Annotated in this window: 16 protein-coding genes; 7 read left to right on the top strand and 9 right to left on the bottom strand. The window is 48.1% G+C overall.

All coding sequences use genetic code 11. The features are described 5' to 3' along the window. The first annotated feature begins 147 nt into the window (after positions 1–147). The 3 genes from ACJJI1_RS11735 (at position 148) to ACJJI1_RS11725 (ending at position 8,100) form a co-directional block, all read left to right on the top strand. Positions 148–3,018 (top strand): TonB-dependent receptor, encoded by a 2,871-nt coding sequence (locus ACJJI1_RS11735; RefSeq protein WP_444956741.1) that lies wholly within the window; start codon positions 148–150, stop codon positions 3,016–3,018. Positions 3,019–3,293: 275 nt separating this feature from the next. Continuing rightward, entirely contained in the window at positions 3,294–6,203 is a 2,910-nt protein-coding gene (locus tag ACJJI1_RS11730; protein ID WP_444956740.1) for a TonB-dependent receptor plug domain-containing protein, read from the top strand. A gap of 73 nt (positions 6,204–6,276) precedes the next feature. Then, positions 6,277–8,100, top strand: coding sequence for a tetratricopeptide repeat protein (locus tag ACJJI1_RS11725; protein ID WP_444956739.1), 1,824 nt, complete (start codon positions 6,277–6,279; stop codon positions 8,098–8,100). Between the two features lie 18 nt (positions 8,101–8,118). Here the strand turns inward: ACJJI1_RS11725 and ACJJI1_RS11720 are convergent, their stop codons facing one another. Further along, positions 8,119–8,838, bottom strand: a complete 720-nt coding sequence (locus ACJJI1_RS11720; protein ID WP_444956738.1) for a 2OG-Fe(II) oxygenase — start codon at positions 8,836–8,838, stop codon at positions 8,119–8,121. Between the two features lie 111 nt (positions 8,839–8,949). Here ACJJI1_RS11720 and ACJJI1_RS11715 point away from each other — a divergent pair, with 111 nt between their 5' ends. From ACJJI1_RS11715 to ACJJI1_RS11705, 3 genes are all read left to right on the top strand, one after another. Then, complete coding sequence (locus ACJJI1_RS11715) at positions 8,950–10,776, top strand: tetratricopeptide repeat-containing sulfotransferase family protein (protein ID WP_444956737.1); 1,827 nt, start codon at positions 8,950–8,952, stop codon at positions 10,774–10,776. 3 nt (positions 10,777–10,779) lie between these two features. Next, the gene (locus tag ACJJI1_RS11710) at positions 10,780–11,475 is read left to right on the top strand and encodes a 2OG-Fe(II) oxygenase family protein (protein ID WP_444956736.1); all 696 of its coding nucleotides are present in this window, start codon (positions 10,780–10,782) and stop codon (positions 11,473–11,475) included. Positions 11,476–11,934: 459 nt separating this feature from the next. Continuing rightward, positions 11,935–14,643 (top strand): TonB-dependent receptor plug domain-containing protein, encoded by a 2,709-nt coding sequence (locus tag ACJJI1_RS11705; protein ID WP_444956735.1) that lies wholly within the window; start codon positions 11,935–11,937, stop codon positions 14,641–14,643. 100 nt (positions 14,644–14,743) lie between these two features. Here the strand turns inward: ACJJI1_RS11705 and ACJJI1_RS11700 are convergent, their stop codons facing one another. Next, positions 14,744–15,880, bottom strand: a complete 1,137-nt coding sequence (locus ACJJI1_RS11700; RefSeq protein WP_444956734.1) for a tetratricopeptide repeat protein — start codon at positions 15,878–15,880, stop codon at positions 14,744–14,746. Between the two features lie 381 nt (positions 15,881–16,261). Between ACJJI1_RS11700 and ACJJI1_RS11695 the strand changes: the two genes are divergently transcribed. Then, a complete protein-coding gene (locus ACJJI1_RS11695) occupies positions 16,262–17,794 on the top strand; it encodes a peptide MFS transporter (RefSeq protein WP_444956733.1) in 1,533 nt (510 codons plus the stop codon). Between the two features lie 61 nt (positions 17,795–17,855). Here the strand turns inward: ACJJI1_RS11695 and ACJJI1_RS11690 are convergent, their stop codons facing one another. From ACJJI1_RS11690 to ACJJI1_RS11660, 7 genes are all read right to left on the bottom strand, one after another. After that, on the bottom strand, positions 17,856–18,686 hold the full coding sequence (locus ACJJI1_RS11690) for a sulfite exporter TauE/SafE family protein (protein ID WP_444956732.1): 831 nt from the start codon (positions 18,684–18,686) through the stop codon (positions 17,856–17,858). Between the two features lie 74 nt (positions 18,687–18,760). Further along, entirely contained in the window at positions 18,761–19,534 is a 774-nt protein-coding gene (locus ACJJI1_RS11685) for an MBL fold metallo-hydrolase (RefSeq protein ID WP_444956731.1), read from the bottom strand. Then, positions 19,534–20,727 (bottom strand): NlpB/DapX family lipoprotein, encoded by a 1,194-nt coding sequence (locus ACJJI1_RS11680; protein WP_444956730.1) that lies wholly within the window; start codon positions 20,725–20,727, stop codon positions 19,534–19,536. Before ACJJI1_RS11680 ends, ACJJI1_RS11685 begins: the two co-directional genes overlap by 1 nt. Before the next feature lie 34 nt (positions 20,728–20,761). Continuing rightward, the gene (dapA, locus tag ACJJI1_RS11675; RefSeq protein ID WP_444956729.1) at positions 20,762–21,637 is read right to left on the bottom strand and encodes a 4-hydroxy-tetrahydrodipicolinate synthase; all 876 of its coding nucleotides are present in this window, start codon (positions 21,635–21,637) and stop codon (positions 20,762–20,764) included. Between the two features lie 92 nt (positions 21,638–21,729). After that, positions 21,730–22,695, bottom strand: coding sequence for an LpxL/LpxP family Kdo(2)-lipid IV(A) lauroyl/palmitoleoyl acyltransferase (gene lpxL, locus ACJJI1_RS11670; RefSeq protein WP_444956728.1), 966 nt, complete (start codon positions 22,693–22,695; stop codon positions 21,730–21,732). Positions 22,696–22,801: 106 nt separating this feature from the next. Further along, positions 22,802–23,035 carry a DUF2789 family protein gene (locus tag ACJJI1_RS11665; RefSeq protein ID WP_413664456.1) on the bottom strand — a complete coding sequence of 78 codons (234 nt, stop codon included), beginning with the start codon at positions 23,033–23,035 and terminating at the stop codon, positions 22,802–22,804. A 149-nt stretch (positions 23,036–23,184) separates the two neighbouring features. Next, the gene (locus ACJJI1_RS11660; RefSeq protein ID WP_444912153.1) at positions 23,185–24,228 is read right to left on the bottom strand and encodes an NADP(H)-dependent aldo-keto reductase; all 1,044 of its coding nucleotides are present in this window, start codon (positions 24,226–24,228) and stop codon (positions 23,185–23,187) included. Positions 24,229–24,252: the final 24 nt, after the last annotated feature.

Raw genomic sequence — 24,252 nt, 5'->3', positions numbered from 1 at the left:
CCGTCGATACGGCGGTTATATATTACACAAGCAAAATAAGCCCGCCCAAAAACTAAGAAAAATTATCAATTTGCTGCATTTTGACATGCTGCATGTATTTGAATGGGCACCTCATTGACACTTAGGTACTGGATAACAATATCCCTTGTGTTAGCGCTTTGCTCCCCTAGCGCTACCTACGCCCTATGCCCTGAATCGGGAATCGAAATCCCCAAAGGGAGCCTCTCTCAAGCCCTGATATCACTGGGCCAACAGTGTAAAATATCACTGCTGGTTAGAGCCTCATCAGCTGCAAAATTTCAAGTTAACAGGCAGACACTACTTAGCCCCGACGGCCAATTTGAGCCCGCTCTAAAGCAACTACTAGAAGGAGTGCCGCTATCCTTCAAAAAAGTAGGCCCATCATCAGTAGCAGTTATTGAATCACCCCAGACTAATACTCGCCCGCAAATAGCAACAGGTATTTTACAAACTGAAGAAGTAACGGTTACGGGTCAGAGCCTAACGGGAAGTCACTTGCGCCACTTCCAATCAGAAGGATACCTACCAGTAGACCGCCTTTCGCGAGACCAGCTGGAAATGACCGGCGCTCAGACTATTGCCGATTTGCTAAAGTTTTTACCTGCTATTTCCGGCAACTCCACAAGTACTTCAGTTAGCCAGGAGAGCGATGGTACTGCAGCAGTCTCCCTGCGCGGCCTACCAGCCAACAGCACTCTTGTTCTCCTCAATGGGAGGCGAATCATCAGCGATGGGTTTAATGGGGAAGCAACCGACTTAAACACTATCCCTCTAGCCCTTGTTGAAAGAGTCGAGATTCTAAAAGATGGAGCTTCGGCTGTTTATGGCTCCGATGCTATCGCAGGAGTTGTGAATATTATCCTGCAAACTGACTTTGAAGGGCTCTCAGTGAAGAGCTATTACGGACAAGCTTCACAAGGTGATCGACAGAGTGAATCCCACCACTTAACCTGGGGATGGAGGGGGGACCGGTCTCACTTAATGTTAAACTTGGCCCAAAATCGCCAGGGAAAAGTAATGAGCCGGGACCGAGATCTCTCCAGCTCAGCGGATAGTCGCGCAATTGGGGGGACCGACCAGAGATCATCTGCCATCCCAGATGGCTTTATTGCCCTCGAGAGAAATGAGGTGTTAACCAACCTCTCCCCCGGAACCTATCAGAGCTGGTCGCCGGAAGAGAAATTTAACTACAGCGACTACACCTCAGCAATTACCCCCACCCAAAGTGACTCAATATACATAGCCGGCAACCTGGATATCGGCGAAAGCACGCAAGCTTTTTCTGAAATTATGGGAGTCCGATCCAGCGGAGTATCAACCTCTGCTCCGACCCCTGTATTTACACGCTTTGACAACGGGGACCTAACGATAGCGGCTGATAATATTTACAATACTTTTAACGAAGAAATTTACGATGTCCGCAGACGCGTTATTGAGCTTGGCCCAAGGACACAAAATAACCGAACAAATACCTGGAGATTTAATACCGGAATAAAAGGCTTCTGGAATGAATGGCAATGGGAACTGGGTGCCTCAATCCACAGAACTTCTAAGAAAGAAACACTAAACAATGTAATAGATCCCTTTGCGCTCTCCCTGGGACTAAAAGGACCAGATGCCTGCAATACCACGACTTCCTGTGTAGCTGTAAACCTTCTTGGCCCCAGCGGCAGTATTGATGCGGAACAACTAGAGTTCATTCGCGGTAAAAGTGTAACCACTAGCAACTCCCGAATGACATCTTTCACATTCATAACTGACGGCATTATTAAAAAGATATCGGCAGGAAATATTCTTGCAGCAGCAGGAATTGAGTTCAGACGGGAAAGTGTAAGCCTTCACTCCAATGATAATTTCGGAATGTCCTTTATAGGTGGGCACGCCCCTGGATCTACAGAAGGAACCCGGCTTGTCAAAGAAGCTTTTGCTGAGGTGTCCATCCCGCTAGTTTCAGACAAGCTATGGCTGGATGGTGCCATTAGAAGCTCCCACTACGACGACTTTGGGGATACTAGCAACCCCAAACTGGCTCTAAGATGGAAACCAGCCCCCTCCCTTCTTGTACGAAGCAGCTATACCACTGGGTTCAGAGCCCCAACTCTTACAGACATGAATCAACAGGGCTACCAAACACAAGAATTTCTATTCGACCCCTGCACCAGCACAAATGCAAGTGACCTTCCTGGCTGCCAATATCAATCAGATAGCTCGCGGATACAATATTTAACTGAATTTAGCGGTAATCCAGATCTAGCACCGGAAACATCCCGCACAATTTCTCTCGGAGTGACATGGGAACCTCTCAAGCTTCCCGACTTTACCGCTAAACTTGACCTTTATGACATCGACGAAGACCAAGTGATCGGCACCAACCCCCAATTTTTATTGGATCAGAATGCCTACTACAACCTTTATACGGACTTAGTCATACGCGATCAGAGTGGCGATATCACCAAAATATACGCCTCTCGTATAAATCAAGGAAGCCGCGAGATTCGCGGATATGACGCCGCTTTTCGTTATCACTTCCAGCTAGACGGTGATAAGGAGCTGCACTTGGCTTTAAACATCAGCAGAATGCTTCACTACCTCAATCAGGCCTCACCTAATTCAACCAAAGAAGATCTATCTGGCACCTTCACAGATATTTCAGCTGGCGGCCCAGGATCATTGCCAAAATGGAAAGCCAACGCTGGAGCCTACTTTAAAAAAGGCCCTTGGAATGCCGGTTATACCGTCCACTATGTAGACAGCCTTAAAGAAACGTTTACCACCCTGGATGGCACTAGCGAAAACCGTAATATCAGTGACTGGTCATCACACGACATTCAGATTGCCTACACCCCGAGCTCTCGACTGAGATTTGCGTTCGGTATCAATAATTTACTTGATCGCTCACCCCCTTTTGCTTCAACCGCAGAGAGCAATAACCACGACCACCTGACATATGACCTTACAGGTCGATTCTTTTACGGAAGCTTTTCCCTAAGCCTCTAAGTTACACCCCTCTACTCAAACTTCCTCTGCCTCCCCTTTTACCGCTCTCTGACAGACCAAAAATAAAACAAAAAGATCGATGGGCGAGCACATGCTGACCTACCAAACCTGACAATACGCAGTATCAGAAAAAAACACGATTCTTTTGAGGGGTTCCCTCCGCCAAACGTTAATAGGTGTGTTGGGAGGGAAGTAGCCACTTGGGGGTAGCTACTTCCAGCAATCGTCATTAATGACAACAGACTATAAATCCAACGATCAAGAGAGGATTGACAATGAAAAAGAACCTCCTGTCCGCAGCCGTAAAAGGAGCCCTGGGCTTCACCGCTGCCGCAATTATGGTTCCTGCAATGCCTGCTTTCGCTCAACAAGATGCGGAAATGGTTGAAGAAGTTATCGTTACCGGCTCTCGTATCAAGCGCCAAGACCTTGAATCTGTTACTCCATTAACCTCTATTGGGGCAGAAGAGTTCAAGATTTCCGGTAACCTCAATATTGAGCAGAAACTCGCTGAACTACCTCAGACTCGGCCCAGCTTTGGTCCCAGCTCTAACAACCCTGGGGACGGTACTGCCCAGGTAGACCTTCGCGGCCTCGGAAGCTATCGTACAGTAGTTCTTGTCAACGGCCGCCGCTATATTCCCTCTACTCAAGAAGGTATCGTTGACCTGAACACCATTCCCAGCACCCTGATCCGGAGTGTTGATGTAATTACTGGTGGTGCTTCTGCGGTATACGGCTCCGATGCTCTTGCCGGTGTAGTTAACTTCCAGTTAGTAGACGATTTCGAAGGGGTTCAGCTTACCAGCCTCTATGATGTTACAGAGGACGGTGATGGCACCAAGCGCAATATCGATCTGACTATCGGCGGTAACTTTGCCGATGGACGCGGTAATGCTACCGTTTATGCATCCTGGACTGACCGTGACCCCGTTTTCCAAGCTGATCGCGGTTTCAGTACTAACACTTGGGGCGAAGCAGACACTGACGGTGACGGCTTCAACGATAGCCTGTCCACCTCTGGCTCCAGTGGTGTTCCTGGCACAAACGTATTTAATACTGGCACAACCTTTGAGCCAGATGGCACCTCTCGCGCTTTCCAAGACCCAGAAGATCGCTTTAACTACGCTCCAGATAACTACTTGCAGCTGCCACAAGAGCGCTTCCTGATTAGTGCGTTTACGCATTACGACCTGAATGATAAAGTCACCGCTTATGGTGAAATGGCGTTCTCACACAACCAAGTTCCACAAGAACTGGCCCCCACCCCTGCATTTACTACAGTTTCAGTAAATCCAAATACGCCCTTCTTCGATGAGGCTTACCAAGAAACTCTTAGAAACCTGAATGTTGCAAATGGCAACAATGCAGATGACCCGGTTGATCTTTTCATCGGACGTCGAATGGTTGAAAACGGTTCTCGCGAATCGATAGATACTCGCGACGCTTTCCGTATCGTGACCGGCTTCCGTGGCGACATCAATGATGACTGGTCTTTTGATACTTACTACAGCTACTCCAATCTCGATCAGACCAATCGTCAAAACAACGACGTTGCGGCCTCCAGATTCAAACAAGCAATCCTTGTCACAGATGACGGTACAGCATGTCAAGATACTTCCAATGACTGTGTACCGTTAAATATTTGGGGCGCAGGCAATATCAGTGACGAAGCGATTAACTTCATCACAGTCGATGCCACAAACATTACCAGCATCACACAAGAAGTTATCTCTGCAAGCGTATCCGGCCTTCTGGGTACTGTTCCCTCTGCAGATGAAGCTATCGGTGTAGTGTTTGGTTTAGAGCACCGCGATGATGAGTCTAGCTTCCACCCTGACAGCTACCTCGCTACAGGCGACGTTTTGGGCTTTAATGCCGGACAGCAAACCATTGGTGGCTACACCGCAATGGAAGCTTTTGCCGAAGTAAACGTACCGCTGGTTTCAGGCAAGCCTGGAGTTGAGAGCCTAGCTCTGTGGGGTGCATACCGCTATTCCGATTACTCGAATATTGGTGGAGTTAATTCTTTCGCTACTGCTTTGAACTACGCTCCAATTGAAATGGTTAAGTTCCGCGCAGGTTTCCAGCAGTCTGTTCGCGCTCCAAATGTCTACGAGCTTTACCTAGGTGAGTCCGCTGGCTTCCCGCCCGCTAGTGATCCATGTGCTGTAGGCGGCTCAGGGGATACCGATACCTGTAACGCGACTATGCCTGATGGCGTAACTGCAGGTAGCTTTACTCAAGCGAACACCCAGATTGAAGGTGTTTTCGGCGGCAATGAAGAGCTTCAAGAAGAGACCTCAACTACGATCACATTCGGTGCAGTAATTGAGCCGATGGATGGCCTCGATATCGCTATCGACTACTACGATATTGAAATCGAAGATGCGATCGACGTATACGGCGGTGGTGTAAATAACATCCTGGATCTCTGCTACAACCAATTCCAAGATGCTAGCTCACCATACTGCCAAGCAATTAACCGCCGCAGCGACGGTAACGTTGACTACGTAGAAGCGTTTAATGCAAATATCGGCCTGATTGAGACCAGAGGTGTTGACCTCAACATCAACTACGGTACCGATCTGGACTTCGGCTTTGATGGGGCCTCCTACCTGAGCGTCACCTTCAACAGCACCTACCTGCTCCAATACGACGTAACTCCCGTTGCTGAATTCCCAAGTGTTGTGAATGAGTGTGCCGGCTATTACGGAAACACCTGTGAGGCACCCAGAGGCGAATTCAACTGGAATACACGTGTTAGCTGGCAGAGTGGTCCTCTAACCTTGTCCGCCTTGGTTCGTTATCTTGATGGAACCAAAGATGACCAGCTGATGACCATTAGTGGCCCACGCACCATCGAAGTTACCGACGACAACATCGAAGATCTGATGGATGCGGGCTCTGCTTTCACCAACATCGCTGTTGGAGACACTGTCACCAACCCATTCGATGAGCGCAACCAACTGGTTGTAGACTCTATTGATGATGAGTTTTACCTTGACCTCAGCGCCGGCTGGGCAGTCAATGAAAACTTTGACATCAACTTTGGTATTAAGAATGTTCTCAATACTGAACCCACCACTTTGGGGGATTCTGCTGAGCAAGCTAATACCTATCCATCTACTTATGACTTGTTAGGTCCGCGCTACTTCCTGAGTGCAAGCTATCGTTTTGAGTAGAACTAAGTTGATTGTCATTTGACACAAAGAAACGGCGAGCATTGCTCGCCGTTTCTTTAATTAGAAAACGTCTATGAAGAGAAATTTAACGCTTCAACAAGTCCTGGCAAGCCTTGGAAAAATGGTGGAGTCTGGACATGCTCAGAACGCGCTACCTGCAATCCAAAAACTGAATCAGCAGTTCCCGAGCGAGCCGAATGTATTACACCTCTCCGCTCTTGCGTTAGACGCAGTTGACAGTAAAAGAGAAGCTAAAGATTTCTTTGAAAAATCACTTAAAGCAAAAAATGACCAACCGCCGGTCCATAATAATTTTGCCAACTTTCTAAAGGCGCAAAAGCAGATAGATCTTGCAAGGTACCATTACAAGCAAGCTATTCATTACAATCCGAAATTTACAGCCGCATGGCGGAATTTGGCAATACTTGAGTTTGAATCAAACAACCTAACTCTAGCCTATGAACATGCCTTAAAGGCCGCAAGCTTCACTCCTAACTCTCCTACTTCACTAACCCTCCTTGGAAATATCTGCAGAAAAAACAGCCAATTTCAAGATGCCTTGGGTTTCTTTCAAAAAACAAGGGCTCAAGATGCAAAGAATTTGAAGGCTACTTATGGATTAGCCATAACTTATTCTGACCTTGAGGAGCCTGAGAAAGCGCTAGCTTTGCTTGAAGAAGTTCTTAGCTTGGCGCCTGAGATGAGCAAAGCACTTTATGCCAAAGCACTTGCCGAACTAAACCTTGGCTACCATAAAACAGCCATAGAAACACTTGAGAAACTTATTACTACGGAACCTCTTCATACCGAGGCGCACAAAACCCTGAATGAAGCATATTGGCAGCTTGGCAATAAAGGGCTATTTTGCGAAAGCTATCGCAAGTTATCACAATCCCAAAAAGATCATCGAGAAATCACCATTGCTCATATTGAAAGCTTAATCGCAGCAGGGTTAATTAAAGAGGCACAAAGCATACTTGAGTCACGGCCGGATATTGACACAAGCTTCGAACTTCTATTTCTCAGAGGCAAGATTGCCGAAGAAGAAGGAGAATTAAAACTTGCCTTGAAATTCTATGAAACTGTTTTTTCAATGCAACCTGACCTCAGCATAACAAAGCAGTACTTAATAACGCTTGTTAGAAACTATGAATTCGAAGTGGCTGATAAACTTGTTAAGCAGGCTTTAAAACAAGCCCCAAATGACCAACTACTTTGGGCTATTCAAGGGACGTGCTGGAAAATGAAGGGAAATGAGCGCTACCAATGGCTCACTCAAAATAGTAGCTATATTCAAGAGTATGTAATACCAACCCCAAATGGGTATTCCAGCCTTAACGAGTTCCTTCTGGAGTTAAAAGCAAATCTATTAGACATGCACAAACTAAAGGAGCGCCCCCTTTTTCAATCGGTACGCTCTGGAGTTCAAACACCTGGCAGACTGCTTCACAAAAATCATCCTGTAATATGCTCCTTAAAGGAAAGCCTTAAAGAAGTCATTAGCGATTACATATCAAACTCACCTGAAGATGAGAAACACCCATTTTTGGGAAGAACGTCATCAAACTTTAAATTTTCTGGCTCATGGTCCGTAATGCTAAAAGGTGGTGGACACCATGTTAGCCATGTGCACCCCCAAGGCTGGATTAGCTCCGCTTTTTATGTGGAATTACCACCACCAGAAAATGAAGGAGCTCCAACAAATCCAGGTGACATCTTTTTCGGGAAGTCTCCATATGAACTCGGAGAGAGAGATTTTGTGGAAAAGCAAATAAGCCCCTCTAAAGGATCACTAGTTTTATTTCCTTCATACACTTGGCACGGAACAATCCCCCTACCAGAAGAATCCACGCATCTGAGAGTAACCACGCCGTTTGATGTAATCCCTAGCAATTAATAATTAACGGTGAACGCATTACGCCATTTCCCCTCGTCTTAACCAGCCAGTAATTGAATAGCGGCTCTCAGGCGCAAATGGAGCGACATATGAAACTGAATGTTTCTGAGGGACTTTAAATACGTTAACAGCATTAAATGTTGGCACCAGCCCCCTGATTGCCCCTCCATCCTTCCCATAAAAATGCAAAACTCCGCCCCAGTCTAAATTCCAGTTTGGGGTTAAATTAATAACATATGCTGCAACTCTATTCTTCCCGGAAACACCATCATCATGCTCCTTTAGAAAATGCCCACGGTCAAAACATGTCGCTTGAACGTCGGCGAAAGCAATACTATTGTCCCCAACAACTGAGCGCATTAAGGATAAAAATGACTTGCTGTTAACTAACTGAAAAATAGACATAAACCGCCTATCCTGACCACTGCCGCGACTACAAAAATCAAATATAGGGATGCTCTTGTAAAGGTATTGAAACTCTGCCCCAGCCTGAGACCACACGATATCGTTCAACATACCTTTCTGATCAGTACTCCAACCACAATAATCAGAAAAGCTAATATCCGTATGAACACCAAGCTTATTGAAAGACAGGTTCCATTCTTTCTGCTCCCTCAAAAAAGAAAAAATATCACTAGCCGACTGACCATGAAGAAAATTAGGTACCTGTACAACTGATGACCTTAAGAACTCCTCCCGCAGCCTATCAACATCGAGATCAGATGATATACAATACATTACAACTCCCAGTAAGCATCGATCAGAAGAGATGCCTATAAGACAATTAAATTTCACTCAAGGTCGGCAATTTAAAACACCTAGGGAAGTATACCGAGATAAATCTGTCATATGAAGCATCACACTCCACCCAAAAGCCCCAAACCCTCTCAGAGGGAGACCTCTATTGCCTCAATTGAACTTGATCTAAAACAGAAAAATTATACTTCTGCACATACACAACTTCTTAATCTGCCAACCTCGACCCCCTCCAGGCAAATTCAAAAATTGTTGATGCTTGCCTTTACGTCAAGGCAGCTAAAAAAGAGGTCCGAAGCACTTAGCCAGCTAAAGGAAGCTGAAGCTACAAACGGTATCACAACAGCTGATCTCAAATTTATAGCAACAGAATATGTAGCCCTAGAAAAATACCATTATGCAGTCTCAGCAATTGAGAGAATTGAACCAATGGATGGGCAAACATTCCATTTACTCGGTCTTTCTCACTTTAAGTTAGGGAATATAGGGAAAGCTTTTCCAATCTATAAAAAATTATTTTCTCATTTACAGAACAATCTGGCTATTGCCCGCGAGCTATCATTGGTCGCAGCGGAGTTCCGGGATTATGAAACCGCCATCACTGCATACTCTAGATATATACAGTTAGTATCGCCCTCAGCCTCCGACCATTTAAAGTATGCAGATCTTTTACTAATGGCAAGAAAAACTGAAGAAAGCCAAGTCCAGCTCGAGAAAGCAATAAGTATGGGGGAAACATCCGCTCAGGCTGATCTATTGAAGGCCAAAATAAAAAGGCTAAATGGGAACTATAGCGACTCAATTAAGTATGCAACACTAGCCACTTCAAAGAACCCCAAACTCAGCGCTGGATGGCAAATTATTGCTGAACTCACCTCTCCAAGTGACATTAGCCAAGCTCTAGCAAACAAACTAAATTCGGCTATTGAATCTCTATTAGAACCATCGATCGATGCGGAAATATGTAACTTTGCACTTTCAGAAATCTATATAAAACAGAACAAATACCAAAAATCCTACAAGCAAATTGGAATAGCCAACAAAATCAAGCTTGAACTACTAAAAAGAGCAAATAACACCTACGACTCTCAAAAAACTGAAGAATTGTTCTCGAAAATAATAGAGACATACAGCCTATCATCGCATGCGCACAACAGGAGCTCCAACCAAAACAGCCCTATATTTATAGTGGGAATGCCAAGATCAGGAACAACTTTAATAAATAAAATTATAGAAAATTCCAATAGCGTTTACAGTCTCGGAGAAAGTGAAGAAATGCCTAGAACGGTATCCCAGCTGCAATTGAAATTTCAGGGGAAAGCCTATGAGAACGTTCACAAATTAAGCTCTACCGACTGGAACCAGCTTGCTGAGCATTACATGAAACTCGAAACGGAAGCAGAAAAAGACACTGTGGACAAAATGCCCAGCAACCTACTAAACGTTGGATTGATTTTATCTTTATTCCCCAATGCCCGTATTATTCAAGTAGCCAGAAATCCTTTCGATGTATGCATGTCAATTCTTTCAAAGCCCTTTCCCGAAGGGCATACATATGCGTGCAAAGCAGAAGATGTCGCTCACTATTACTACCAATCAATGAGACTAATGCAATTTTGGGGAAAAACCTTCCCAAAGAGTATTTTCAACCTAAATTTTGATGAATTTCTATCCGCACAAAAAGAAACAGCCCAAAAACTATACTCCTTTTTAGGCCTTAGATGGAGCGACAACATACTGTCCTTGAGGGGAAAATCTAACAATTTTACGTTTAGCGAGCTGCAAGTACGAAAACCTATAGATCCTTCAGAAGCCAAGAAATGGGTCCGATTTTCTGAAGTTGCCGAAGACCTCCTCGCAGCCTTAAACAACGAATCAAAAAGAGCCCCAAGGCATCAAACATCTAATACGGGAAGTTGAGATATGCAATATACAATTAATCGTGAACTTGACTCCCTTTACTGGAGCAATGAGTTTAATCAAGACCTGAGCTGCCGAGTTACAAACTTATTAAGTAACGATTCAGCCCACACTTTGAAAAAAGAAATCTTAAAATATGCGAGTTTTAAGCAGGCACATATTTCCAATGGGAAATACTCTGAGATATCAAAAGATGAATTTGCACAGTTAGACATTAATGATCGCCGCACACTAGTACAAAACGTACATAAGTTAGCTAGCGATGGGGTTGGCTTTTGGTATGGAAGGCAAGAGTTGAGTCAGAGCTCAACCCCTCATCTAGCCAATATCTACAGCTGGCTTTCTAGCGAAGAGATGATAAAGAATATTAGGACTATTACAGGAATTTCATCGTTAGCATACCCAAGCGCCCAAATAACAGCTTTTGCTCCTGGGGATTTTTTAACTCGCCATAGAGACGATGTTTCAGCAGAAAAAAGAAGAGTGGCTTTTGTTTATAACTTATCCGAAAGTTGGCACCCTGACTGGGGGGGACTCCTTCAGTTTTACAAAGAGGATGGCACTCCCACTAAGTCCTGGTCTCCCACTTACAACAGCCTTTGCTTATTCCATGTCAAACATATTCATTCGGTGACTTGTGTTGCTCCATTTGCACCCAAGTTACGACTCGCTATAAGCGGCTGGTTTCACGACAAATAAATCATACCAATTTCTTACGATTGCACTTACTGCCTGTGAAAACTCCTCGCAGGCAAGCAACTCAAAGCTGCATACGGTGCACACCTTCCCCCAAACACCTCCAGCTTGATACCCACCTCACTACATTAACTATTCCTCTCACCTTTATTTCTGGAAGAAATTTCCACTACTCCCCAGGCAAATCCCCAGCCTCAGCGCTAAAAATTTTTATATTAATAAAAGACTCGGCTACGCAATAAATTAACGGCATAAACCTGTAAATAGGACAAAAAACCTAAAAAAATACTGTTTAACCCAATATCAGCCAATCCTAATCTATCTTCTAGGCCAAATTATTGGGTGCATGAAATGTCACAATAGTTCCATAATAAGCAAATATGCATTAAAGTCACTCATGTCACTTAAAGCTTTTTATCGAATAAAGCCTAATAAGCACCTTAAGTATAAGAAGGTTCCACTATGATCAAGACCAAATTGAGCATCGCCATCGCTGCTCTGGGCACCATCGCCAGCACTGGCGCTTTTGCTCAGGAATCTGCTGATGTTGGCGCAGAGGTAGAAGAAGTAATTGTTACTGGCTCGCGCATTGCTCGTGACCCACTGTCCACTACCGGACCAATCACCCTGGTTGATTCCGAAGCGATTCAACGCTCTGGTGTAGGCACTATTGATGAGCTGCTGAACCAACTTCCTTCTATGGGCACCACCGGCATCAATGCAAATGACAACAACGGCGGTGCTGGTCTTTCATTTGTAGATCTTCGCAACCTAGGTTCTGCACGTACCCTGGTTCTCGTTAACGGTCGTCGCTTCGTATCGTCCAGCTCTGGCGTAGCCTCTGCAGTAGATATGAACAATATCCCTGTAGACATGATCGACCGCATTGAAGTACTGACCGACGGTGCGTCTGCTGTATACGGTTCCGACGCGGTTGCAGGCGTAATTAACGTAGTCCTGAAAGACTCTTTCGACGGCGTTCGTATAAATGCTCGTGCGGGAGCAACCGAAGCTGGCGGTGGTGAGAATGGCGAACTTTCTATCACTTTTGGTAAAGAGTTCGACCGTGGCCAGTTTATCGCTAACGTAACTCACAGTAAGCGCGACGAAATCGCTTATAGCGACCGCGACTGGGCAGGCCTGCAAAGCTCAATGTCTCCCACCGGTAATATCTTTACCAACTACGGCTCCTTTAGCGTTGCTGACGACGGTGTCACTTTAGGTGATTACTCCAGCTATGATATCGGCCAGTATATGTGGCTTTCCGGGTCCATGGAGCGCACCAGCTTCACCGGTAGCGGCTCATACTCCATTACTGACGACATTGAGTTTTACGGGGAAGGTTCGTACACCCTGAAAACTACCAATCAGCAGCTTGCTGCTCAGCCCATGTACGCTGGCAATGGCCTCAACCTGACCGCTGACCACCTCTCTGATGAAGTTCAAGAGCAATTGGCAGAAGCATGGCAGGTAGCTGAAGATGCTTACCAGATTGAACTCGCAGCTTACAATGCCGCTGTTGCAGAGTGGGAAGCACAAGGTAGCCCTGAGGATCTTGAGCCTACAGCACCAACTGCAACCCATGGGGATAGCTGGTCAGACGGCCTGTCTGATGTTCGCCTGCGCCCTGTCGCCGGTGGAACCCGTGACTCCGAACAGAAAACTGAAACCTACCGTATCCTCGGCGGCTTGCGTGGAGATCTCGCAAATGGTTGGGGCTGGGACGCTTTCGTAAGCTACGGTAAAAACGAAGGTGAAAACACTGTCGGAAACTCCATCAGCAAAACAATGCTGCAGGAAATTCTGGATGGGGAAAGTGGAATTGCTGATGAGGATATTCAGTTCCTCGGCGGCATGAGCGATGAAGTTATCGACTACATCAGCTATACCGATCGCGAAGACAACGAGTACGACATGCTCAATGTCGGTGCGAGCTTGACGGGAGATATCGAGCCGGTTCAATTCCAGGGCGGTGCCTTAGGATTTGCTGCTGGTCTTGAATATCGAAAAGAATCTGGCGAATTTAACCCCAGTGAAGAGACTCAATCCGGTTCTACGTTCAGCAACCAGCAAGATGCAACATCTGGTGATTTCGCTGTAACTGAGGTTTTTGCCGAGTTTAACCTGCCTATCCTGGCTGGCTTAAAGTATGCGGATGAGCTGTCTGTTGACGCCGCTGTTCGTTATTCCGACTACGACACATTTGGCGGCCAAGCGACTTACAAGCTCGGTGCAGTCTATGCGCCGACTGAAAACCTGCGCTTCCGCACCAGCTTGTCTACTGCATTCCGTGCTCCAGGTATTTATGAGCTCTACAGCGGTTCTTCACAGAGCTACGAGTATCTCATCGACCCATGTGACACTAGCAGCAACAACTCTGCTGGCCAGGGCGCAAACTGCGATATGGTAAGCGCGGGCTTCACCCAAGCCGGCTCCCAGGTACCGACAAACATCGGTGGTAACGAAGATCTTCAGCCTGAAGAATCAACAAGTTTCACCGCTGGTATTGTTTGGACTCCTAGCTTTGTTGAAGACCTGTCCATTACCCTGGACTACTTCGATATCCAAATCAAAGACGCCATCACAGATGCCGACACCCAGCAGATTTTGGATGATTGCTACAGGGACGGTATCAGCTCTGCCTGTGAGCTTGTTAGCCGTGGTACCAGTGGGCAAATTAACTACCTGGAAGGCTCTCTGCTGAATATTGGCGAAATTAATACCAGTGGTATTGATATCGACGTAGTTCAAAACCTTTACTACGATGCTGGTAAGCTGGCTCTGCGCGCTCAAGCGACCCACCTGCTTGAGTATGAGGAGTACAACACCCAGACTGACCAAACTACTGACTATGTAGACTACATAGGCACTACTGGCGACGCATACACCAAATGGCGCGGGCTGGCCAGTGCAACCTGGTATGCCGACAGCTGGGACTTTGGAGCAGACATTCAGTATATCGGTGATGGCCATAGCCCCTATATGGATATGCCTTCACACACCTACCTGAACTTGAAAGCAGGTTGGGATGTTAACGATTCCATGCGTCTTACTGCAGGCATCGACAACGTCACCGATCGCGAACCGTCTACTACCTCTGGTAGCGACTGGAATGGTACTTACGACTTCCAAGGCCGCTACGCCTGGGCTGGTGTTAGCTACCAGTTCTAAGTACTAACTTTCTAAGTCAAATCGATAAGGGCGCCATTTGGCGCCCTTATTTTTTCTAGTGAAGTATTCGCAAATAAAGTTACGACTGCTCTTACACCAACTACTCCCCAGCGCCCATTAAAAACTCTAACTTATTCATATATCTATTTTTAACGGATAAATTATTTACCAGTGAAAATGCCTCCGTAAAGCTCTCCCTGGAAGACGCCACATCCCCAAGCTGGTATCGAGCTAATCCCAACAAAAAATGAAACCGGTGATCACTGCTATCGGCTCTTATAGCCCTTCGAAGACGCTTTTCAGCCAGCTTAAACTTGCCATTTTCATACGCTTCCCGCGCCCGATAGTAAATGTAATAAGGGTTTCTCTCACGGTGATAGCGAACCCTATCTGCGTAGCCATCAGCCAGCACTTCCCTACCTGTGCTACGGTACAAACGCTCTAAATTACTATTCGCAACAAGGTTTCCCTTTTGCAGGTTTAACGCCTGTAAATAACTCTGTTCAGCTTCGTCAAGATGGTTAAAGTGGCTGTAGAAAGCTCCTAGGTTTGACCATAGGTCCGCCCTATTCGGGTGTAACTGAATAGCTTTGCGCAGGTACAAAAAAGCTTGCCTCTCTTCTCCCTCGAGCATCAACTCAACCCCCCGATTGCTATAATAGAGCGCAAAAGCAACTCTATCCTCGAGCTTTTGCTGCTTGTAGATAGGGTCATAAGCAGCCAAGTTGAAGTCAATCACCCGCCGGCCCCGCGCATGCTCAGACACCATGTTCACATGGCGGTAGACAACGAAGATTTCGGCCTCATCCTGGTTCCAAACTGGAGGTACATCTACCTCATTAAAATAAGCTTGGGCACCCAATTGTCTAGCCATAGCTACCATCAATAAAGTAAATGTCAGGCAATTGCCACGCTTTCGGTGATAAGCCTCTATTGCGGGAAGGGTGCTATCGGCATCGTATTCAAATTGCATATCTCCCTGACGGAAGGCGCTAAGCAGCCCCTTTAACCGCACATCGGGAGCTGAGCCGGGAGAAATCGTACTGAGGTAAGATTCTATATCGTTATCAAGATCTAATAATTCCTCACTCGGTAGCTCAACTTTCTCAACTGGCCGGCCAAAAACCGCTTTGCCACTTAAGACAAGATCGCTATCTGCAATTTCCACATGGCGGCTTGGAGACTGGGAGCAACCAGTGGCCAGTAGCACTAGAGTAAGTCCGAATAGAAGCTTCACAGTTATTTCCCCTCAAAAACAGGACCACAACAGAATTTAACTCTAATTTACAGACTCACAAAGTACCCTGTTGCCATTTTTATGAATAACCTCACAACAGTTCGCCTGTTAAATAGACAGCTGGTAAACTTTCCAAGTTACGCAGGAGGTAGGCTCTACAAACATTTGGGCCTTTGAACTGGCTGGAAACATCCAGTCCAAACCCGGATCGGTCCCTACCTCTTTAAACAAGAGCAATACAGGAAAAAAATAGTACTCTGACACACGGATGAATTACCTGGCTAGCCAAAGGGCTCTGAAATTTCAGCTCCCTGGCCAGGCTGCCTTCCTAATATGCAACAGCATATTGCATTAGAGCTATAACAACTGGAATTTCAGCTTATGTCGTCAAATATAGACCAAAATGACGCCGGCTTTTTTGGCCACCCCAAAGGGCTCTCAACACTTTTCTTCACAGAAATGTGGGAGCGGATGAGTTATTACGGTATGCGAGCCCTGCTTGTGCTGTTTATGACAGCCAGCCTTCAGGAAGAGGGCTTAGCCTTTACCGTTGCAGCAGCCGGAGCTATTTATGGGCTCTACACTGGCGCCGTGTACTTCCTCGGCCTCCCCGGTGGCTGGATTGCAGACCGCCTACTAGGAGGACAACGCACCATATGGTACGGCGGCATCATCATTATGTGTGGCCATATTGTGCTCGCTATCCCAACCAGTTGGAGCTTCTTTATAGGCTTGATCCTTGTTGCTACCGGCACCGGCCTGCTCAAGCCCAATATCAGTGCAGCAGTTGGACACCTGTACCAACCAGATGATGTTCGCCGTGACAGTGGATACGCACTGTACTATATGGGCATCAACATGGGCTCAATCATCGGTTATGCCGTCTGCGGGTACTTCGGTGAAAATGTCGGTTGGCATTGGGGCTTTGGTGCCGCTGCTGTGGGGATGGCTATTGGCCTGATCCAGTATCGCCGCACTATCCACAATCTGGGGGACGCAAGCCTCAACCCCGAGAACCCACTTTCGCCAGAAAAGGCAAAACTGGCTTGGCGCATAATCGGTGCTATCGTAGTCGGTGTTGCAGTGATTACCGGCTTGGTAATGAATGGCACTATTACCATCAACCCGGTAGAAATAGCCAAGTACGTAGCTGTAGCCTTCACCCTGACTTTCCTTGCCTACTTTGGCTTTATCTACTTTGGCGGCCAGCTGAGCGGGTCAGAGAAAAAGAAAATGTGGGCGCTATTCCTAGTCTGTGTAGCCTCTACCTTTTTCTGGTCGGGCTTCGAGCAAGCGGGCTCCTCACTGAACCTATTCGGCCGCGACTACACGGATCGCCTGATTGGCAGCTTTGAAATGCCAACCTCCTGGCTACAAAGCTTTAACTCCATCTTTATCATTACCCTGTCCCCCTTCTTTGCCGCGCTGTGGATTAACCTAGGCAAACGCATGATCACCCCATCTTATGGGCTGAAATGTGCACTTGGCCTGATCATCATGGCCAGTGGCTTCCTGGTAATGTTCTTTGCCGCTCAATACGCAGCAGCGGGCCTGAAAGTTGCTCCTTACTGGCTGGTAGCCACTTACTTCCTGCACACTGTCGGTGAACTCTGCCTGAGCCCGGTGGCCCTGAGTGCAGTAAGTAAACTTTCTCCTCGCCGCTTTGCTGGCCAGATGATGGGTGTCTTTGTTCTGACTTACTCTATCGGCAACCTCTTTGCCGGTCTTCTGTCAGGTAACTTTGATCCGAACAATGTTGCTGAGATGCCAAACCTGTTCCTGCAAATCAGCTTGTTCACAATCGGAGTGGGTATCATCCTGGCACTGATCAGTCTCAAGTCCAAGTACTGGGAAACTGACTCAGAAGCACCCCAGAATACTGCGACAGCTGAAGGCTCTACTAAAACGGCCTAATACTTAGCTGTTTTCCAAAAAAAGGCCACTGCTATGCAGTGGCCTTTTTATTTTCCCTCGCCTAAAGCAAGCCTTGTAACAGACCGGCATTCAGCCAGATAAAGCGCGCCCCAATAATAAACAGCAAAACGGCAAAGCAATACTTAAGCATTTTGGGAGAAAGGCGATGGGCAAGATTGGCACCAAAGCGGGCAAAAAACGTGCTGGTGATAACGATTCCAAAAAATGCAGGCCAGTACACATAGCCGCTACTCCATTCTGGTAGAAGCTGATTGTCCCAGCCCTGGAAGCCAAAGCTCAGTGCACCCGCAACCGCAATGGGAAGACCGCAAGCCGCCGACGTAGCAACCGCACGTTGCATCTTCACTCGGCAGCGGGATAAAAATGGAACGGTTAGTGAGCCCCCTCCGATACCAAAAATTGCGGATACCCAGCCTATAACTCCCCCAGCAGATAGCAATAAGGATGACCTTGGCAAGTTCCCAGCCCCCTCTGTTAATTGATCATGCCGGGCACCACTAAGCCACATCCTAACCGCAATCACGATCGCAAAGACGCCGATCAGCAGCTGCAGCCAAGCACCGGGGAGTAATTCAGCAGTGGCACCACCGGCCCAGGAGCCGATTAAAATGCCTGGAGCCATAATCCCAAAGATCTTCCAGTCCACCGCCCTTTTCTTGTTGTGGGCGCGCACTGAACTGATTGAAGTAACAATGATTGTTGCTAGGGAGGTACCCACAGCCATGTGGGTGAGGATTTCAGGGGATATCCCCATAGCGGTGTAAACAAAAACCAAGGCAGGGACAATGATCAGGCCACCACCTACGCCAAATAGTCCGGCAATAGTTCCAGCAGCGGCACCGACCAACAAATAAACCAGTAGTATTTCCATAGCCCACCCCGTTTAAATACGACAAACAATTTTGTCGCATTTAAACAGATATAAGCTGGGGATAGATAGCGACCTTAACTTCGGCTTTCCACTGTAAGCCAGTCAAACCCTTCCTGCTGACAGGCAAAAATACAGCTCTCCACTGTTTCGGTAACCTCTGCCAGGGCCTCCTTTGCCAGGGCAAGGCTGTTATTTTTTTCACTGATATGAGCTACAACCAGGTGCTGTAGCTGCTCATAGCCAACGCGCTGTAGAAAGCCAGCAGCCTGCTGATTACTCAAGTGGCCATAGGCTCCTCCAACGCGCCGCTTCAACGAAGGTGGATAGGGCCCTTGAGCGAGCATCAGAGGGTCGTGGTTTGCCTCTAGAACCAAGGCATCACAATCACCGAAATGCGCTTCAACATGAGGAGTAATAGTCCCCAGGTCCGTCAACAAGCCCAGACTGCTGCCGCGACAGCGAAACACAAACTGCGCCGCCTCACGGGCATCGTGGGGAACCGCGACCGGGGTTACTTCAATATCAGCGACAACAAAAGGCTGATGCCCCTCAATTAAGTGCAGCTCCGGTAACTTGCCAATATCACGCGCCTTAAAAGTACCGGGCGTCAGGTAGACAGGCAGGCCATATCTGCGCGCAAGTGGACCTACACCAGAGAGGTGATCACTGTGTTCGTGGGTAACCACAATCGCAGAGATATCAGCGGGAGACATACCGAGCCGCGCCATACGGCGTTCGGTTTCCTTGATGGTAAAACCGCAGTCAACCAAAAGAAAGTGGTCGCCACTGGCGACCACTGTTCCATTGCCTTTACTGCCGCTTCCCAAAGAGGCGAAGCGCAGGCCCATTAAATAAGGTTCTGCTGGATAGATTGAAGCAGCTGGGAAGCTTCATTCTTTGAAAGCGGCTGTCCGCGAGTATCGCGCACGCGCACTTCAATCTCATCGTCATTGCCACGAATAACAATCAGATAACCGGGATAAGCCTCGCTTGTAGCGGTTCCTACTCCCAGGCCTTTGATTTCCTTGAAGAGAGCAGGTTCAGCCCCCTCAGTCATATCAATTCCAGCCAAGATCTGCTGTAGGCTTACCTGATCAGCGCTCTCTGCCAGCTCATCTTCATCGCTCTTGCTACCCCAGGAGAACCAGCCTCCGTCGCCATCTTCCTCATCAGAAGCAAGTGCACGGTCTTCATCGTAGGTGACGTAAAAAAGTCCAATATCGGAATCTTCACGGTGCAGGCGATAAGCACCAGAATTCACAGCATGAGCGACAGTAGCCCAGGCCCGATCCATTTCGAGCCCCATTGCAATATAGGGCTCGTGACCAGCAGGCTCCCTCAACTGGACCTTAAGTGAGCTGCTACCAATTGCCTGGGCAACCAAAGACGCTGTAGCAGCAGCTGTTTCTGACGCTAGTGCCGTGGACATTTCATCAATCATCCACCCTTCACGCTCAGGGCTCGAAGAGCGATCAGGCCAATTAACGCTACCGCCAACCGGGGCTGCAGAAGGCACAGACAAGTGGCGTACATGAATCTCTGTCGTATCGGGTTGCACACCGGTTTCTACCTGCAAGCGATACTTATCTTTAGTGTCAGGGCTCTCTTTAAAGGCCATCCAAGCAGTTTCCATCACACCCGCATTGGCATCTGACATTTCTATGTTCAAGCCTGAGCTGCGAAGGAATTGGTGCAACTGGGGCCACACCTCTTCAGGAGGCTGGGAAACCAGCACCCAGCGATTTCCGCCGAGCTTTTGAATCTTTACTCTCTCCAGACCCGCATTCACTGAAAGTGCTTGAGGACGCGGCACTTCAAAATTTCCCTGGGCCAGCTGCTCCCCTGCAATCTGGGGGATCTCATAGAGTTCCTCCTGGTGCTTGGTATTAACACCTTCAGGTATCCGCAGAGGCATCAGGCTATCGGCATGCTGGTAATCATTACTGCGATCGCGGAAATAGCCATCGTTGCCGAACACACCGCACCCTGCCAGCGTAATACTGGAGATAAAGAGCCCGGCTCCAACGGTCAATTTTTTCATTAAAGCTATCCTGGTTAATTCTCAGTTCGCGGGTTTAGAGTACACCGGCACTGCGCAGAGCTTCGCGCACTGTTCCGTGGTGCTCAGGGGATAAACTCGTCAGAGGCAGGCGTATTCCACCGTCGACACGACCCATCTCCAGGAGAGCCCATTTCACCGGTATCGGGTTGGACTCCAAAAACAGCACTTTGTGCAATATTTGTATTCGCTGGTCAATTGTCCGTGCAGTCACCGCATCACCGGCCAGCGCCGCTTCACACATTTGGGCCACTGCTGCGGGGGCCACATTAGCGGTTACACTAATATTTCCATGACCACCCAGTAACATTAGTTCAACCGCGGTACTATCGTCGCCAGAGTAAACGGCAAACCCTTCGGGCAGAGTATCTATTAAAACCTTAGCCCGCTCCAGATCACCAGTCGCCTCCTTAATGCCTACGATATTGCCGACCAACGCCAGGCGCTGTACCGTTTCTGGCAGCATATCTACTGCTGTGCGGCCGGGAACATTGTAGAGAATTTGGGGAATGGAGACAGCTTTGGCCACCGCACGATAGTGCTGGTAGAGGCCTTCTTGGGTGGGCTTATTGTAATAAGGTGTAACCAGTAGGCAGGCATCTGCACCACATCGGGCGGCATTCTCTGTAAGGTCAATCGCTTCAGAAGTAGAGTTTGCGCCAGTTCCAGCAATCACTGGCACTCGACCAGCCACTTGGTCCACAACACGTCGAATAACCTCAATATGCTCATTGAAGTCCAAGGTTGCAGATTCACCGGTAGTCCCCACAGCAACCAGTGCTCGGGTCCCCTGCTCGATATGCCACTCAACGAGGTTGTGCAGACTGTCCCAATCCGGGCTTCCGTCTGCGTACATTGGGGTGGCCAGGGCCACCATACTACCGGTTAACATCCTCACTCCTTATTTTTTGCACTCCACCCGGAATACCACCGCCAGAGTCAGTTCAGTATGTTACTTAGGCCAGGGTATCTGCGCCAGTGCGACTAGCTCGCCACTCTTTTGCGTTTCTTTTTCTTTTTGCGTACCCCGTGATACACATTTTCTGCCCCTTCAGGACGGGTCTTAAAACGGCGATGCACCCACATGTATTGTTCTGGGGCTTCGCGAATACGCGCTTCGATAAACTGGTTCACCAAAATGGCATCTTGCAGCTCATCTCCCGAAGGGATCTGATCAATAGGATCGTAAATCTTCAAACGGTAACCTGAGCCATCATCCAGTCGTGTCACCACATAGGGCACCACTTTGGCCTTGCCTACCCTGGCGAACCGTGAGGTTCCCGTAACAGTCGCCGCCGGAACATCGAAGAAAGGAGCAAAGATCCCCTGCTTAATCCCGTAATCCTGATCCGGAGCATACCAGACCGCACGCCCGCGCTGCAGGGCTCGCAATACCCCGCGCACATCTTTACGCTGATAAACACTGCCACTCTCAGTATGGCGCTCTCGCCCTTTGCGCTGCATGTAGTCATAAACCGGATTTTTGTGCGGCCGATACATGCCATCGAGAGTAATACTCATCCCCATCATGGCGGCGCCGATTTCCAGGGTAGTGAAATGCATGGCCATCAGGAGAACGCCCTGGCCTTGAGCCTGGATGGCCTGCAGGGCTTCCAGGCCTTCAAAGGTAAAGCGTTTTCGTAACCATGCGGCAGAGCGAAACCAGGCCATGCCGGTTTCCATCAACGCGATTCCACTGGACTCAAAATTACGCCTAAGAAGTTCAGCTCGCTCATCTTCCCCCAGCTCGGGGAAACACAGCGCGAGATTGCGTTCAGCAATCGTGCGCCGGCTGGTAGCTACTCTTAACATTAGGCGGCCAAACGCACGACCCATGGCCAACTGCCAGCGATAGGGCAGTTGCGCGATCAAAAACCATAGTGCAAAAAGCAGCCAGGTCAGCCAGTAGCGAGGATGCAGCAGCGCCGCGCGAAATCGGGGTTTTTCCATCAGATCTATATCAGGGTGTGGCGCCGAGGCGCAACCTAAGTCGGTTGAAAACGACGTAGTATACCCTATGCGAGGAGAGCGGGAACTGCGTAACAACCACAGGAGGTCAGTGCCTTAATAGGGTGTCCAACTCATCCACTGCGACACACCAATCCGAATCATCCAAGATGGCATTCTCCAGGAACTCTCGTTGCCCATCGCTCCAAAAGGAGGCGGAGGAAAGCTTCTCGTGACGGTGCAAATAGTGCGTGACCAGAAATTCATGGATCTGTGCATCTTCAGACGCCAGCCCCAACTGGGAAAACAGGTCCTTCAGTGTGTGATGTCCAGTAGTTTCCATAACGATTACCGCTATCTATTCTGGCAGCCAGATTTTCATGGCGACTACCCCAATTATAGTTGGGCAGCCCCTGATTCATTCCGCATTATTCCTGCGGGGCTTTCAGAGGCATCACAGGCTTTCATCAATAGAAATCAGGCTCTGCCCTTTTAGGGCGCCGGGTTGGGATTCCCCTGGTGTATAGCCTCGATAGCCGCTAATTGCTCACCATCTAAGGTAATTTCAACGCTGGAAATATTGGAACGCAATTGCTCGATAGTTGTGGCGCCAATGATATTTGAAGTGACAAATGGCTGCTGATTCACGAATGCCAGTGCCATCTGCGCAGGGTCCAGACCAAACTCCCGGGCCAAATCCACATAGGCCTGGGTCGCAGCCAGGGTTCGCTCTCCAGCGTAGCGCTGAAAGCGATCATAGCGGGTAAGTCGCGCACCCTCAGGCTTCCTTCCCCCCAGATACTTACCCGAAAGAACCCCAAATGCGAGGGGGGAGTACGCCAATAGGCCACACCTCTCGCGAATAGCAATTTCAGCGCAGCCAACTTCAAAAGCCCTGTTTAAAAGACTGTAGGGGTTCTGAATCGATACAATCCTTGGCTTCCCGTAGGCAATTGACTGCTGCAGGTACTCAAACATACCCCAGGGGGTCTCATTGGAAACACCGATATGACGAACCTTGCCTTGCTCAACCAACTCCTCAAGTGCGCCCAATGTTTCAGCTATAGACACACCATCGTCGCTGCCGTGGGTATAGTCCAGGCGCCCGAAGAAATTAGTTTGCCTTTCAGGCCAGTGGACCTGGTAGAGGTCGATATAGTCAGTGCGCAACCGTTTTAAGGAATCATCACAAGCCTGCAAAATCTGCTCTCGGTTCAGACGGGGACCCGAGCGAATATGGCCGACACCAGAATTGGCGGCACTGCGGCCCGCCACTTTAGTTGCGACAACAACCTGGTGCCTGCCTCCTCGCGCAGCCAACCAGTTGCCGATATATTCCTCGGTTCGGCCCTGTGTTTCTGGCCGTGGCGGTACGGGATACATTTCCGCACAATCAATAAAGTTAACCCCCTGAGATATTGCATAGTCGAGCTGCTCAGCGGATTCAGCTTCATTATTTTGTTCACCATAAGTCATGGTGCCCAGGCAGATCTGGCTGACCTTAAGGTTGGTGGTGCCGAGTTGGCGATACTCCATTGAAAAGCCCCCATAAACCGAAAA

This window comes from Microbulbifer maximicatervae (SeqCode) (genome assembly GCF_052467065.1).
The sequence above is the reverse complement of the archived record's forward strand: the minus strand, read 5'-3'. Positions and strand labels throughout refer to the sequence as shown.

Excerpts from the sequence above, each read along its gene's own strand:
- ACJJI1_RS11730 (WP_444956740.1), top strand. The coding sequence starts at position 3,294 with ATGAAAAAGAACCTCCTGTCCGCAGCCGTAAAAGGAGCCCTGGGCTTC.
- ACJJI1_RS11690 (WP_444956732.1), bottom strand. The coding sequence starts at position 18,686 with ATGGAAATACTACTGGTTTATTTGTTGGTCGGTGCCGCTGCTGGAACT.
- ACJJI1_RS11725 (WP_444956739.1), top strand. The coding sequence starts at position 6,277 with ATGAAGAGAAATTTAACGCTTCAACAAGTCCTGGCAAGCCTTGGAAAA.
- ACJJI1_RS11710 (WP_444956736.1), top strand. The coding sequence starts at position 10,780 with ATGCAATATACAATTAATCGTGAACTTGACTCCCTTTACTGGAGCAAT.
- ACJJI1_RS11660 (WP_444912153.1), bottom strand. The coding sequence starts at position 24,228 with ATGGAGTATCGCCAACTCGGCACCACCAACCTTAAGGTCAGCCAGATC.
- ACJJI1_RS11665 (WP_413664456.1), bottom strand. The coding sequence starts at position 23,035 with ATGGAAACTACTGGACATCACACACTGAAGGACCTGTTTTCCCAGTTG.
- ACJJI1_RS11680 (WP_444956730.1), bottom strand. The coding sequence starts at position 20,727 with ATGAAAAAATTGACCGTTGGAGCCGGGCTCTTTATCTCCAGTATTACG.
- lpxL (WP_444956728.1), bottom strand. The coding sequence starts at position 22,695 with ATGGAAAAACCCCGATTTCGCGCGGCGCTGCTGCATCCTCGCTACTGG.
- ACJJI1_RS11715 (WP_444956737.1), top strand. The coding sequence starts at position 8,950 with ATGAAGCATCACACTCCACCCAAAAGCCCCAAACCCTCTCAGAGGGAG.
- dapA (WP_444956729.1), bottom strand. The coding sequence starts at position 21,637 with ATGTTAACCGGTAGTATGGTGGCCCTGGCCACCCCAATGTACGCAGAC.
- ACJJI1_RS11705 (WP_444956735.1), top strand. The coding sequence starts at position 11,935 with ATGATCAAGACCAAATTGAGCATCGCCATCGCTGCTCTGGGCACCATC.
- ACJJI1_RS11720 (WP_444956738.1), bottom strand. The coding sequence starts at position 8,838 with ATGTATTGTATATCATCTGATCTCGATGTTGATAGGCTGCGGGAGGAG.
- ACJJI1_RS11695 (WP_444956733.1), top strand. The coding sequence starts at position 16,262 with ATGTCGTCAAATATAGACCAAAATGACGCCGGCTTTTTTGGCCACCCC.
- ACJJI1_RS11685 (WP_444956731.1), bottom strand. The coding sequence starts at position 19,534 with ATGGGCCTGCGCTTCGCCTCTTTGGGAAGCGGCAGTAAAGGCAATGGA.